The sequence below is a fragment of the Kitasatospora indigofera genome (genome assembly GCF_014655955.1).
GTDB classification, from domain to species: domain Bacteria; phylum Actinomycetota; class Actinomycetes; order Streptomycetales; family Streptomycetaceae; genus Kitasatospora; species Kitasatospora indigofera.
Map to the genome: position 1 here is coordinate 41,860 of NZ_BNBO01000018.1, position 13,598 is coordinate 55,457.

10 protein-coding genes are annotated in these 13,598 nt (G+C 74.5%); 3 read left to right on the forward strand and 7 right to left on the reverse strand.

The window, feature by feature from the left end; genetic code table 11:
• Positions 1–31: 31 nt before the first annotated feature.
• From IE329_RS17520 to IE329_RS17535, 4 genes are all read right to left on the reverse strand, one after another.
• A complete protein-coding gene (locus IE329_RS17520) occupies positions 32–1,522 on the reverse strand; it encodes a GH1 family beta-glucosidase (RefSeq protein ID WP_190211830.1) in 1,491 nt (496 codons plus the stop codon).
• Positions 1,523–1,628: 106 nt separating this feature from the next.
• Entirely contained in the window at positions 1,629–2,561 is a 933-nt protein-coding gene (locus tag IE329_RS17525) for a carbohydrate ABC transporter permease (RefSeq protein ID WP_190211831.1), read from the reverse strand.
• 11 nt (positions 2,562–2,572) lie between these two features.
• Positions 2,573–3,583: a carbohydrate ABC transporter permease gene (locus tag IE329_RS17530; RefSeq protein ID WP_190211832.1), complete on the reverse strand. Its 1,011-nt coding sequence runs from the start codon at positions 3,581–3,583 to the stop codon at positions 2,573–2,575.
• A 192-nt stretch (positions 3,584–3,775) separates the two neighbouring features.
• Positions 3,776–5,107, reverse strand: a complete 1,332-nt coding sequence (locus IE329_RS17535) for an ABC transporter substrate-binding protein (protein WP_190211833.1) — start codon at positions 5,105–5,107, stop codon at positions 3,776–3,778.
• 1,266 nt (positions 5,108–6,373) lie between these two features.
• On the opposite strand from IE329_RS17535, the gene IE329_RS17540 reads away from it, so the two are divergent.
• Positions 6,374–7,594 carry a glycoside hydrolase family 6 protein gene (locus IE329_RS17540; protein WP_190211834.1) on the forward strand — a complete coding sequence of 407 codons (1,221 nt, stop codon included), beginning with the start codon at positions 6,374–6,376 and terminating at the stop codon, positions 7,592–7,594.
• 573 nt (positions 7,595–8,167) lie between these two features.
• Complete coding sequence (locus IE329_RS17545; RefSeq protein ID WP_190211835.1) at positions 8,168–9,556, forward strand: ABC transporter substrate-binding protein; 1,389 nt, start codon at positions 8,168–8,170, stop codon at positions 9,554–9,556.
• A 103-nt stretch (positions 9,557–9,659) separates the two neighbouring features.
• Here the strand turns inward: IE329_RS17545 and IE329_RS17550 are convergent, their stop codons facing one another.
• Positions 9,660–11,102, reverse strand: coding sequence for an RNA polymerase sigma factor (locus IE329_RS17550; protein WP_268257289.1), 1,443 nt, complete (start codon positions 11,100–11,102; stop codon positions 9,660–9,662).
• A gap of 8 nt (positions 11,103–11,110) precedes the next feature.
• Entirely contained in the window at positions 11,111–11,464 is a 354-nt protein-coding gene (locus IE329_RS17555; protein ID WP_190211837.1) for a YciI family protein, read from the reverse strand.
• Positions 11,465–11,796: 332 nt separating this feature from the next.
• On the opposite strand from IE329_RS17555, the gene IE329_RS17560 reads away from it, so the two are divergent.
• Complete coding sequence (locus IE329_RS17560; protein WP_190211838.1) at positions 11,797–12,756, forward strand: rhomboid family intramembrane serine protease; 960 nt, start codon at positions 11,797–11,799, stop codon at positions 12,754–12,756.
• Between the two features lie 104 nt (positions 12,757–12,860).
• Here the strand turns inward: IE329_RS17560 and IE329_RS17565 are convergent, their stop codons facing one another.
• Positions 12,861–13,598, reverse strand: coding sequence for a TetR/AcrR family transcriptional regulator (locus IE329_RS17565; RefSeq protein WP_190211839.1), 738 nt, complete (start codon positions 13,596–13,598; stop codon positions 12,861–12,863).

The following is a 13,598-nucleotide window of genomic DNA, read 5'->3' on the forward strand; positions in this document are numbered from 1 at the left end:
GCCCCCGCCGCCTTCCCGGCAGCGGCCCGTGTCAGGACGGGCTGTCCACCTGGGGGATCGAGTTGCTCCGCACGGTCCGCGCGTACCAGCGGGCGCTGGCCTTGGGGATCCGGAGCTGGGTGGCGTAGTCGACGTACACGGCCCCGAACCGGCGGCTGTAGCCGTACGACCATTCGAAGTTGTCGAGCAGGGACCACAGGAAGTAGCCCCGGACGTCGGCGCCGTCCGCGATCGCCCGGTGCACGGCCGCCAGGTGGCGGTGGACGTAGTCGATCCGGCGCGGGTCGAGCACCTCGCCCTCGGCGTTGACGGTGTCCTCGAAGGCGGCGCCGTTCTCGGTGATCATCAGCGGCAGGCCCGGGTGGCGCCGGGAGACGTCGGTGATCAGGTCGTACAGCCCGCTCGGGTCGATCGCCCAGTTCATCGCGGTGAGTTCGCCGGGCGGCAGGTGGAAGACGACCTGCTCGGAGCCGGGCCAGGGCGAGTGGTCGCTGGCACCGTGGGCGTCGTTCCTGGCGGCCTCGCCCGGGGCGAGCTCCTCGCCCTCGGCCGGCGCCGACACCAGGGTCGGGCTGTAGTAGTTGATGCCGAGCACGTCGATCGGCGCGCCGATCACGGCCTCGTCGCCGGGCTGCACCAGGGCGTCCCAGTCGACCAGGTGGGCGGTGTCGGCACGCAGGTCGGCCGGGTAACCGCCCTCCAGGATCGGGCCGGTGAAGACCCGGTTGCCGACCGCGTCGATCCGCCGGGCCGCGTCGAGGTCCGCCGGGGAGGCGGTCAGGGCGCGGACCTGGTGCAGGTTGAGGGTGACGGAGACCTTGGCGTCGGCCGGCAGTTCGGCGCGCAGGGCGGCCACCGCGCGGCCGTGGGCCAGGTTGAGGTGGTGGGCCGCGCGCAGGGCGTCGGCGGGGTCGGTGCGGCCGGGGGCGTGCACGCCGGATCCGTAGCCGAGGAAGGCGCTGCACCACGGCTCGTTCAGGGTGGTCCAGAACTTGACCTTGTCGCCGAGCGCGCGGGCCGCGATGGCCGCGTACTCGCCGAAGCGCTCGGCGGTCTCGCGGACCGTCCAGCCGCCGAGGTCCTCCAGGTCCTGCGGGAGGTCCCAGTGGTAGAGGGTGGCGACCGGCTCGATGCCGGCCGCGAGCAGCTCGTCCACCAGGGCGCGGTAGAAGTCCAGGCCGCGCTCCACGGCCGGGCCGCGGCCGGTGGGCTGCACCCGGGGCCAGGAGATCGAGAAGCGGTAGGCCTTGAGGCCCAACTCGGCCATCAGTGCGACGTCTTCGCGGAACCGGTGGTAGTGGTCGGTGGCCACGTCGCCGGTGTCGCCCTGGTACGTCTTGCCGGGGGTGTGGCTGAAGGTGTCCCAGATCGACGGGGTGCGGCCGTCCTCCGCGGCCGCGCCCTCGATCTGGTAGGCCGCGGTGGCGGAGCCCCAGAGGAAGGTGCTGGGGAAGGTCAACTGCCCTTCCTGGGCGCTTGCTTCGGCCGGACGGTGCGGGGCGGATGAGGACACGGGTGTCATCGGGGGACGCTCCAGATGTGCGAGGAAGAGAGGCAGCGGGGAGGGTGGCCGGGCGGGGCGGCGGCGGAGGAGCCGCCGGCCCCCGCCCGGCCGGGGGTGCCGGGGCTCAGCCCTTGACGGCGCCCTGGGTGATCCCGCCGACGATGTGCTTGCCGAACAGGACGAACACGAGCAGGAGGGGAAGGGTGCCGATCAGCGCGCCGGCCATGATGATCGACCAGTCGGTGGACCATCCGGTGCCGAGCCCGGCGAGGGCGACCTGCACGGTCGGGTTGGAGGAGCCGTTCATCGCGATGATCGGCCACAGGAAGTCGTTCCAGGACTGGACGAAGGTCAGCATACCGAGCACCGCCATCGCCGGGCGGGCGATCGGCACGACGACGTGCCACACCACCCGCAGCGAGTTGGCGCCGTCCATCCGGGCGGCCTCCAACAGCTCCGAGGGCAGCGCCTGGACCAGGAACTGGCGCATGAAGAAGACACCGAAGGCGGTCACCAGCGAGGGCAGGATCAGCGCGCTCAGGTGGTTCCCCTGGCCGAGGTTCTTCATCAGGATGAACAGCGGCACCACGCTCAGCTGGGCCGGCACCGCGAGGGTCGCGATCACCAGGCCCATCATCGCGCCCCGGCCGGGGAACTGGAGCTTGGCGAAGGCGAATCCGGCCAGCAGCGAGAAGCTGACGGTGCCGATCGTGACGGACCCGGCGACCAGCGTGGAGTTGAGCAGCGCCACGCCCATGCCCCGGCCGCCGGCGTTGTGCCAGACGTAGGACAGGTTCTTGAACAGGTTGCCGCCCGGGATCATCGGCGGCGGGGTGGAGACCACGGCGTGGGCGTCGGTGGAGGCCGCGACCAGGGTCCAGTAGAGCGGGAACAGCGAGGCGAGCGCGACCAGGACCAGGACGGCGTAGGTCAGCGGGCCGGCGTGGTGCTGGCGGCCCGCGCCCTTCCGCACGGAGCGGAGGCGACGCCGTGGCGCCTGGGCCTGGGCGTCCTGGTCCGCGGCGCGGACCGGAGCGGCCGGGTGTACGGCGGTCATGGTTCCTCCTCTCACTGCGACTTGCGCAGGCGGCGGGCGATCAGGGCGTTGACGAGACCGATCAGCAGCAGCAGCGCGAACATCGTCCAGGCGACGGCGGAGGCGCGGCCGAGCATGCTGTTGCGGAATCCCTGGTCGTACATGAAGACCCCGAGGGTCTCGTACTGGTGGGCGGTACCGCCCTGGTGGCCGCTCTGGCCGCCGAACAGGAAGGGCTCGCCGAAGAGCTGGGTGGCCCCGATGGTCGAGACGACCACCGTGAAGAGGATCGTCGGCCGCAGCGCGGGGACGGTCACGTGCAGGAACTGCTTCCAGCGGGAGGCGCCGTCCAGGGCCGCGGCCTCGTACAGGTCGCCCGGCACGGCCTGCATCGCGGCGAGGAAGATCAGGGCGTTGTAGCCGGTCCAGCGCCAGGTGACGATCAGCGAGATGGCCAGCTGGGAGGTCCACTCACCGGCCTCCCAGGCCACCGGGTCGACCCCGAACAGACCGAGGAACCAGTTCGCCATCCCGCTCTCCGGGCTGAAGATCAGCGCGAACACCAGGGTGGCGGCGGCGACCGAGGTCGCGTACGGGGCGAGCAGGGCCGTCCGGAAGAAGGAGCTGCCGCGGAGCTTGTAGTTGAGCAGGTGGGCCAGGCCGATGGCGATCATCAACTGCGGCACCGTGGACAGGATGCCGAGCGTGAAGGTGTTGCCCAGGGCGTTCCAGAAGAAGTGGCTGGGCGGCCCGGTGAAGAGGTCGGTGTAGTTCTTCAGCCCGACCCACTTCGCCTGGTCGACGTTGTAGAGGCTCACCTGGTGCAGCGACAGCCAGCCGGTGTAGATCAGGGGGAAGAGCCCGAACGCCGCGAAGACCAGGAAGAACGGCGACACGAAGGCGTAGGGCGAGCCCTTGGTGTCCCAGCGGTACAGGCGGCTGCGCCAGGCCTGGCGCCGTTCGTCCTTCGGCGGTACGGGGTGGGGTCGGTCTGGCGTCGCGGAGCCTGGGTCGCTCCCGCGGGCGGTGATGGAGGTGGCCACGTGTGGCTTCCTTCCGTGGATTGCTGCCTTCGGCCCACTGGCGAGGGCCAGTGGGATGCCGCCGGGTCTTCGGGGCCTTGGACGGCGGGCCCGGGCCCGGCGGCGACGGCTGCCGGACGGGACGCCGATGGACGTCGGGTGGGGCGGGCGGGGGCCGCCCGGTGCGCTGACCGGGCGGCCCCTGCCGGCCTGCTACTGGATGGTGCTGTCGATCTGCTTGACGGTCTCGTTCCAGGCGTCGCCGGCGCTCTTGCCGTTCTGCTCGACCAGCAGGATGCCGTTGCTGAAGGCGTTCTGCAGGTCACCGGCCTTGGGGCCGGTCTCGGCGGGCTTGATGGCCTTGGCCGCGGTGGAGAAGATCTGGCCGGTCGGCGCGTTCGGGCCGATGTAGGGGTTCTTGAAGTCGGTGACCCCGGGCAGGGAGTAGGCGTTCTGGTTGGACGGGATGTTGCCGACCTTCTGGAAGACCTTGGCCTGCTGCTCGGGGGCGCTCAGCCAGGCCACCAGGTCCTGGGCGGCGGCCACGTGCTTGCCGGAGCTCGGGACGGCCAGGAAGGAGCCGCCCCAGTTGCCGGCGGCGGGCGCCTGGGCGACGTTCCACTTGCCGGCGTTGGCCGGGCCGGAGTACTTCTCGATGTTCGCCTGCTGCCAGGACGGGCAGATGGTGGTGGCGAAGGTGGACTGCGTGAACGCGGTCTGCCAGGTCGGGTCGAACTCCTTGAGGCCCTGCGAGCTGCCGGCGGCGTCGGCCTTCATGGCGAGGTCCCAGGCGGTCTTGACGCTCGCCGAGTCCTTGTAGTTGAGCTTGCCGTTCTTGTAGTACTGCTCGGTGCTGCTGGACACCGTGGCGTTGAACAGGCCGGTGGCCGAGTCCATGAAGAAGGTGCCCTTGGGGGCCTTCGCCTGGAACTGCTGGCCGACCTCGACGTACTTGGCCCAGTCACCGGCCCACAGGGCGCTGACGGCCGCCGGGTCGGTGGGCAGGCCGGCCGCCTGGAAGAGGTCCTGGCGGTAGCAGACCGCCATCGGGCCGACGTCGGTGCCCAGGCCGATGGTCTTGCCGCTCGCGGTGGTGCCCTGCTGCCACTTCCACGGCAGGTAGTCGTCCTTCTTGATCCCCGGCGCCTTGGAGAGGTCCTGGAAGGAGCCGCTCAGGGCGTCGGAGGTGGCGAGCGCGATCCGGCCGACCTCCAGGGCCTGGACGTCGTCCAGGCCGCTGCCCGCCGCGAGGTGGGTCTGGACGGCGGTCCAGTAGTCCGCCTCCTGGGTGGTGGTGTTCTCCTTGATGGTGATGTTCGGGTGCAGCGCGGTGTACGCGTCGAACAGGCCCGCCTCCTTGAAGCCGAACGTCCCGAAGTCGCCCACGGTGAGAGTGATCTTCTCGTTCGGGTCGGCGGCCTCGGAGCTGCCCGATCCGCTGCTGGAGCAACCGGTGGCCAGCAGCGCCGTGGCACTCAGCACGGTCGTGACGAGCACGACGGCTCGACGGGAACGGGTGGTGCGGGTGGCACGGGACGTGCGCATGTCCATCTCCTTGGTCCGAGACGCGGCGGTGCGGCTCGGGAATGGGGCGGAAGCGATGTCAGGGAGAGCCGGTAACCGGCCGGGGAAAAGCGACCTTGGGGTGGTGCTGACGACTGGGATTCGCCCTTTCGATGTGGGAGCGCTCCCATGCGTCTGCCGAAAGGTTGCTTCCCGCCCGGCAGGCATGTCAAGACATGAAGTCCAAGCCGTTACCGGAGCGTGTCCTGCCGATGTCGGGCCGACCGCCGGGGAACGCCGCTCCCGCCGGCCGGGCGGATCTTCCGGCGCTCCGCCGTCCGCGCAGGTCACAGCTGCGGAGGGCGGGCCGGCGGGCCGGCCGAGGAGGGCCCGCCGGGGCGGCCGCGGGGCGACCGCGCCCCGATCGCCGGCCGGACGCCGGGCGGGGCCCGCACCCGCCCGCCGGCGCCCGCGGGGCGAGGACGGACCGGTGGGCGCCAGCCGTGGGAGGACCATGGAACCGACCACGCCCCGCCCACCGGGGCACCCGGCGACCCCGCCGCGGCGTCGGCGGGCCGGGCCCGTCCGCCGCACCGGGGCCCCGCCGAGCGGCAGGTGACGAGGGCCCTCGGCGCCACCCGCCGGCACCCGCCGCGGGGCGGCGCGGCCGCCCGGCCGCGGGGCCGGACCCGGCGGGGACTCCCCCGTCCGGCCGGCCGCGACCGGCCGCCCAGCACCTCCCCGGAAGGTCAATTCGGCCACCGGCGGGCTCCGTTGGCCCGCCGGAGCGTCGAATTGTCGAACACTCCTTCAGAGATTTGAGCCAGCAGCGCCTTGTCGGCCTGTCAGCCCGCCGCCGGGCCCGCTGCCGGTTCACAACTTGAAGCCGGTGAGAAGTCTTGACGCCTCCCCGGGGACTCTGACTTCATGTGTGGCGGTCCCTGCCCCCACCCACTCATGCGGGGACCGGCCGCCCCGGTACCTGGGAGCGCTCCCAGCTACCGGGGCAGTCCAACGCACGGCGCAGCCACCGTCCGCCCGCCCCGCACCGCCCGGACCAGGCCCGATCCGCCCGCCGGACCAGGCCGGCCGAGCTGTGCCGGCGGGGCCGCCGGGCCGCCCACCCGTACACCGCGGCGTCGGCACCCGGCCCCGCCCCCGCTCCGTCCGCACGGCACCGCCCTCCGCCCCGGCCCGCCGGCGCCCGCGCCCGGCACGCCCACCGCACCGTCCGCACCGTCCGCACCGGGATCCACGGGCGCCGGGAGCACCCGCCCGCCCGCACCCCACGCACAGGGAGTAACCGTCATGCGCATCGCCCGCACCACGCGAGCGGCACTGGCCGTGACCGCGACGCTCGCCGCACTCTCCGGCCTCGGCGCCGGCCCGGCCGCCGCGGCCGGACCCGCCGCCCCGGCGGCGGCCCGCTCGCTCCCGGCCGGCACCCACTTCTTCATCGACCCGGCGAGCAAGGCCGCCCAGCAGGCCGTCACCGACCTCCGGGCCGGCGACACCGCCGGCGCCGCCGCGATGGCCAAACTGGCCAGCTGGCCGGTCGCCCGGTGGTTCACCGGGACGGCCGACCCGGCGCAGACCACCCGGGAGATGGCCGAGCTCCAGGCGAAGGCGGCCGTCCTGCGGCAGACGCCGGTGGCGGTGGCCTACAACATCCCCGGCCGCGACTGCTCCCAGTACTCGGCCGGCGGCGCCGCCGACTCCGGCCAGTACGCGGCCTGGGTGGACGCCCTGGCCAAGGGCATCGGACAGCGGCCCACGGTGGTCGTGCTGGAGCCCGACGGCCTCGCCCTCAGCCCCGCGTTCTGCGGCGGCACCGCGCAGCAGCAGGCCGACCGGCTGGCCGAGACGAACGCCGCCGTCGACCGGCTGGAGCGGCAGAGCGGCGCGCTGGTCTACCTGGACGGCGGCCACAGCTCCTGGCAGAACGTCGGGACGATGGCGGAGCTGCTCCGGGCGGGCGGGGTGGCCCGGGCCCAGGGCTTCTTCCTGAACGTCTCCAACTACCAGCGGGACGCCGACCTCGTCCGGTACGGCACCCTGGTGGCCAAGTGCACCTGGTACCTGGCGAACACCCCCGGCGCGGCCGCCGACGACTGCGCCAACCAGTACTGGCCGCAGGCGGACGCGGACGCCTGGTACGCCGCCCACGTGCCGGCCGACGCCCGGCTGCCGCACTTCGTCATCGACAGCAGCCGCAACGGCCAGGGGCCGTGGACGCCCACCGCCCAGTACCCGGACCCGCAGACCTGGTGCAACCCGCCGGCCCGCGGCCTGGGCACCCGCCCGACCGCCGCCACCGGGGTCCCGCTGCTCGACGCCTACCTGTGGATCAAGGTGCCGGGCGAGTCGGACGGCAGCTGCACCCGGGGCACGACCGGCGGGACCGACCCCGAGTACGGCGGCGTCGACCCGGTGGCCGGCGCCTGGTGGCCCGAGCAGGCGCACAGCCTCGCCGAGCAGGCCTCCCCCGCGCTCCGGTTCAACACCGATCCGTTCGCCCACAAGGGCTGACCGGGCGGGCCGGGGGCTCCGGCCGTCCGGGGCGGCGGACAGCCGCACCGGACGGCCGGAACGTGGCCGGGCACGTGCGGGCCGTACGCGTGGTCGTCCGGAGCGTGGCCGGGCGCGCGGTCGTCCGGAGCGTGGCGGGCGCGCGGTCGTCCGGAGCGTGGCCCGGCGCGCGGTCGTCCGGAGCGTGGCGGGCGCGCGGTCGTCCGGAACGTGGCCCGGCGCGCGGTCGTCCGGAGCGTGGCCTGCGGTCGTGGTCGTGGTCGTGATCATGGGCGCAGACGCCCGGGTCGTGGCCGTGCAGGCCCGGGGCAGCAGGCCCCGCCCGGCCGGTCCATGCCAACGACACGGTTCGGAAACACCGGCGCACCGATCTTGACGCCCCCGGGCCGGTCCCCCCACCCTTCAGTGGGAGCGCTCCCATCCTTCGCGGCGACTCCCCGGCCGGGCCGCACTGCCCGCCACCTGCCCCCACCACGCGCGTTCCGCACCACCGACGCCGTTCCGCGCCCGCTTCGCCCTCCCCGCCGCCGTCGCCCGGCTCCTCCTCCCCCGCCCGTGAGAGGCCACCGCACCATGCCCAGAACCCCGCGCCGCCCGTCCCGCCCCAGACCCCGGTACCGCAGCGCGGCGGGGCCGCACCGGGCGGGCGCCCGGCGCCTGGCGGCGGCGCTCACCGCCGGGGTGCTGCTGCTCACCGGCTGCGCCTTCGAGGGCTCCCCGGCGGGCCCGGCGGCGGGGGCCGGCGAGACCTCGGCCGGCGCGGACCAGGGCATGATCACCCTGACGGTCGGCGAGTTCGGCACCTTCGGCTACCACGAGGCCGGCCTGTACCGGGAGTACATGGCGGCCCACCCCGAGATCAACATCCATGCCCAGATCACCCAGGACGGGCAGGCCTACTGGGACGCCCTGACCCCCAAGCTGGTCGCGGGCACCGGCCTCGCGGACGTCCAGGCGGTCGAGGTCGGCTACATCGCCCAGGCCACCAGCACCTACGCCGACCGGTTCACCGACCTGCGCGGCACCCCCGGCGTGGACCCCGGGGCCTGGCTGCCCTGGAAGGCCCAGCAGGGCACCACCGCCGACGGCCGGATGATCGGCCTCGGCACCGACATCGGCCCGATGGCGGTCTGCTACCGCAAGGACCTCTTCAAGAAGGCCGGGCTGCCCACCGACCGGGAGGCGGTCGCCGCCCTGTGGAAGGGCGACTGGAACCGGTTCGTCGACGTGGGCCGGCGCTACCAGGCCGCCGCCCCCAAGGGGACGTTCTTCACCGACTCGGTCGGCGGGCTGTTCAACGCCGTCCTGGCCGGCGAGCCGCAGCAGTACTCGGACGCGGCGGGCAATCTCGACCACCAGTCCAGCCCCGGGGTGAAGAAGGCCTGGGACGTCGCCGTCCGGGCCGCGCAGGGCGGCATGAGCGCCGGGCTCACCCAGTTCCAGGGCACCTGGAACACCGGGTTCTTCCTCTCCCGGTTCGCCACCGTGGTCTGCCCGTCCTGGATGACCGGCCTGATCAGCAGCCAGTCCGACGACGGCGCCGCCGGCCAGTGGGACATCGCGCAGGCGCCGGTGGCGGGCAACTGGGGCGGTGCCTTCCTGACCGTCCCCAGCGGCGGGGCGCACCCCAAGGAGGCCGCCGCCCTGGCCGCCTGGCTGACCGCACCCGAGCAGCAGGCCAAGGTCTTCGCCAAGGTCGGCAACCTGCCGTCCACCACGGCGGCGCTGCAGCTGCCCGCCGTCCAGCAGGCGAAGCTCGACTTCTTCGGCGACACGCCGGTCGGCCGGATCTACGCCACCGCCGCCCAGTACGTCCGGCCCGCGCCGATCGGCAAGGACGACGGCACGGTGAAGACCGTCCTCACCGAGAGCGGGCTGCGGGCGGTCGAGCAGAACGGCACCGATCCGAAGACCGCCTGGAACGACGCCCTCAAGCTGATCAAGGAGAAGACCGGCGGGTGACCCGGCGCCGGGCGAGCGGCCCGGACGGCCGGAACGGCCCCGGGCCCGGGGCGGCACCAGCCCGCCCCCGGCCGGACCGCCGCCCCGCCGGGCACGGCGGCGGTCACGTCCCGCCGCCCAGCGACCGCCGGGCCCGGAGCAGGAAGTCCCGCTCGGCCGCGTTCCCGGTGAGGGCGGCGGCCGCCTCGTACGCGGCGGCCGCCTCCGCGTTCCGGCCCAGCCTGCGGAGCAGGTCCGCCCGGACGGCGTGGAAGAGGTGGTAGCCGCCCAGGTCCAGCTCCTCGACCAGGGTCAGCGCGGCCTGCGGCCCGTCCACCTCGGCCACCGCGACCGCCCGGTGGAGGGCCGGCACCGGGCCGGGTGCCAGTGTCAGCAACCGGTCGTAGAGCCGCACGATCTGCCGCCAGTCGGTCGCGGCCGCGACCGGCGCGTCGCTGTGCACCGCGTTGATCGCCGCCTGGATCTGGTAGGGGCCCGGCCGGCCGAGCCGCAGGCACCGCCGCACCAGCGCCTGGCCCTCGGCGATCATTGCCCGGTCCCAGCGCGACCGGTCCTGGTCGGCCAGCCGGACGAGACCGCCGGACGGGGTGGTGCGGGCGGGCCGCCGCGAGTCGGTGAGCAGCATCAGCGCCAGCAGCCCGGTGACCTCCGGCTCGTCCGGCATCAGCGCGGCCAGCAGCCGGCCGAGCCGGACCGCCTCGGCGCAGAGGTCCGCCCGCACCAGCCGCTCGCCCGAACTCGCCGTGTAGCCCTCGTTGAACACCAGGTAGACCACCGCGAGGACGGGCCGCAGCCGCTCCGCCAGCTCGGACCGGCCGGGGACGCGGTACGGGATCCCGGCGTCACGGATCTTGCGTTTGGCCCGGACCAGCCGCTGCGCCATGGTCGGCTCCGGCACCAGGAAGGCGTGCGCGATCTCCGCCGTGCTCAGCCCGCCCAGCAGCCGCAGGGTCAGGGCGACCTGGGCGGCGGGGGCGAGCGCGGGGTGGCAGCAGGTGAAGATCAGGCGCAGCCGGTCGTCCGCCGGGCCGTCCTCCGCCCGGTCGTCCCCCGGGTCCGCCCACGCCCCCGTGCCCCACGACACCGGCCCCTCCCCGGCCCGGCCGTCCGGCCCCGGGTCCGCCGGCCCCCGGCCGGCCGTCGCGCCCTCGTCGGGCGCCGGCCCGCCGGCGGTGCCGAGCCGCACCGCACGGGCCTGGCGGTCCGCCCGGACGGACTCCCGGCGGAGGTCGTCGACCGCCCGGTTGCGGGCCGTGGTGATGATCCACCCCGCCGGGCTAGGCGGTACGCCGTCGGCCGGCCAGCGCTCCACCGCCCTGGTGAAGGCGTGCTGGACCGCCTCCTCGGCGAGGTCGATGTCACCGAAGCGGCGGACCAGCACGGCCACCGCACGGCCGTACTCCTGGCGGAAGACGCGCTCGACCTGGGCGACGGCGGCCGGCGTACCGGCTGCGGCACCGGGGCCGGGGCCGGCGGTGCCGGAGCCGCCGGCGGGTTCGGGGTCGGGAGCGCCGGGGCCGGCGGCGCCCGGTCGGGGGTGCGGCACGGCGGCGGTCAGCCCTCGGGCCCGTCCTGGAAGGGCCGGACCTCGATCGGCAGGGTGGTCACCCGGGCGGCCCGGCGGCCCCATTCGAGCGCCGCGTCGAGGTCGGGCGCCCGGATCACCCAGAACCCCCCGAGGTGCTCCTTGCCCTCGGCGTACGGGCCGTCGGTGGTGAGCATCGCGCCGTCCCGGACCCGCACCACGGTGGCGGTGTCGGCGGGGTGCAGGCCGCCGGTGAAGACCCAGGCCCCGGCCGCCCTGATCTCCTGGTTGAGGACGTCGAGGTCCCGCATCACCCGGTCGAGCAGTTCGGGCGCGGGCAGCTCGCCGTCGGGCTGGTAGATGCTGAGCAGGTACTGCTTCACGGCTCCTCCTCCGGTTGCGGCGGCCGGCCCCGTGCCGGCCTTCCACCCTCTACACGAACAGCCCGCGCCGGGATCGACACCCGTCGGCGAGGTTTCCCGCGGCAACCCGGCCGGCCCTGCCGGGGCCGACGGTACGGACCGTTCCCGCGCCCCGCCCCGCGACCCGCCGCCCGCCGGCTTCGGGACCGGCCGTGGCCGGCCGTCGGCCCCGCCGCCGGTGCGGATCCCGCCCCTCCGTTCCCAGTGGCCCGCGCATTCGCTAGCTTGTTCGCTGCACCGGCCGCGGACGAGCCGCCGGGCCCAGCCGGAACCGTACGGAGACCAGCCCTTCCATGGACGCCACGCACGTCACTCCCGGGTCGCCGACCCCCGAGGCGCAGCCCGTCACCACCTGCTACCGGCATCCGAGCCGGGAGTCGTACATCAGGTGCACCCGCTGCGAGCGTTTCATCTGCCCGGCCTGCATGCTGGACGCGCCGATCGGCCACCAGTGCCCGGAGTGCGTGAAGGAGGGTCACCGGAGCATCCGTCAGGCCCGCACGGTGTTCGGCGGGAAGCTGATCGGCACGCCCTTCCTGACCTACCTCCTGATCGTCGTGAACGTGCTGGTCTACGTGCTCGAACTGGTCCGCCCGGGCATCGTCGACCGGTTCGACAGCCTCGGCCGCGGGGTGACCGGGCCGGACGGCCTGCGGTACGTCGTCGAGGGGGACCTGCTGCCGCCGGGCTTCCACGAGGCCGGGATCGCGCACGGCGAGTGGTACCGGCTGATCACCTCGGGGTTCCTGCACCTGCCCGCCACCCAGGGGCAGTTCGGCATCCTGCACATCCTGATGAACATGTACTCGCTGTGGCTCTTCGGGCAGGTGGTCGAGCAGCAGCTGGGCCGGGTCCGGATGCTGGCGCTCTACCTGGTGGGCCTGCTCGGCGGGTCGGTCCTGGGGTACCTGATCGCTCCCGAGGAGGCGGCGGTCGGCGCCTCCGGCGCGATCTTCGGCCTGGTCGCCACGTACTTCCTGATGACCAGGAAGATGCACCACGACCCCCTCGGCGGCGGACGGCAGCTGGTGGGGGCGGTCGTCTGGCTGGTCGCCTCGGCCGGCTTCACCTTCTGGCAGGGCCATCTCGGCGGACTGCTGGCGGGCTTCGCGGCCGGCTCGGTCCTGGTGTTCGCCCCGCGCAAGGGCCGGGTGCTGGTCCAGACGGCCGGGGTGCTGGCCGTCCTCGGACTCCTGACGGCCCTGGTGTTCGTGCAGACCGCCGACCTGGCCGGGCGCAGCCTCTGGGGCTGACCCGGTAGAACCCGCAGCCCCGCAGGCCCGCGGGCGCCGAGGACCGGACGGCCGGTCCCGCGCGCCTGCGGGCCTGCCGCCGTTCCGGGCCGGTTGGGCGCCGGTCAGCCGGCCCGGCCGCCGGCCGGGCTGGGGGACGAGGTCCAGCCCTGCTGCCGGAGCCGTTCGAAACCGTCCAGCAGCAGGTCCAGCGCGAACTCGAACTCGAACTGGTCGTCGCAGCCCCGGCCCACCACGGAGTCGTCGTCGTGGGCCGTCGCCCCGGCCAGCTCGGTGACGTGGGGGTACCGCTCCGCCAGCTGCCGGAACGCCGCCGCCTGTTCGGCGGCCGGCGGGCCGGCCGCGGCGCCCGGTGCGGCGCCGGGCGGGGCGTCGAAGACCTCCTGGGTGAAGCCGAGGATGCGGCTGCCCAGGGCGTGCATCGCGTGGTGGGTGAGGTCGACCGAGAAGCCACCCGTCCGGAAGGCGCCGATCACCGCGTCCATGTGGGCCAGCAGGGCCGGAGTCGGGCCGCTCCGGGACCGGATCACCTGGGAGGCCCACGGGTGGCTGCGCAGCGCCTCCCGGGCCGCCAGGATCCGCCCGCGGACGGCGCCGCGCCAGTCCGGGCCGAGGTCCGGCGGCCGGATCCCGCCGACCACGGCGTCGACCATGCCGTCCAGCAGTTCCTCCTTGTTGGCGACGTGCTTGTAGAGCGCCATCGGGACCACGCCCAGCTCCTGCGCGAGCCGCCGCATGCTGAGCGCCTCGATGCCCGTCCCGTCGGCGAGCGCGACGGCCGCGCGCAGCACCCGGTCCCGGCTCAGGGGGGCCCGGCGGGCCGGGTCGGTCTGCTGGGCCAT

Excerpts from the sequence above, each read along its gene's own strand:
- IE329_RS17520 (WP_190211830.1), bottom strand. The coding sequence starts at position 1,522 with ATGACACCCGTGTCCTCATCCGCCCCGCACCGTCCGGCCGAAGCAAGC.
- IE329_RS17525 (WP_190211831.1), bottom strand. The coding sequence starts at position 2,561 with ATGACCGCCGTACACCCGGCCGCTCCGGTCCGCGCCGCGGACCAGGAC.
- IE329_RS17535 (WP_190211833.1), bottom strand. The coding sequence starts at position 5,107 with ATGCGCACGTCCCGTGCCACCCGCACCACCCGTTCCCGTCGAGCCGTC.
- IE329_RS17540 (WP_190211834.1), top strand. The coding sequence starts at position 6,374 with ATGCGCATCGCCCGCACCACGCGAGCGGCACTGGCCGTGACCGCGACG.
- IE329_RS17545 (WP_190211835.1), top strand. The coding sequence starts at position 8,168 with ATGCCCAGAACCCCGCGCCGCCCGTCCCGCCCCAGACCCCGGTACCGC.
- IE329_RS17560 (WP_190211838.1), top strand. The coding sequence starts at position 11,797 with ATGGACGCCACGCACGTCACTCCCGGGTCGCCGACCCCCGAGGCGCAG.
- IE329_RS17565 (WP_190211839.1), bottom strand. The coding sequence starts at position 13,598 with ATGGCCCAGCAGACCGACCCGGCCCGCCGGGCCCCCCTGAGCCGGGAC.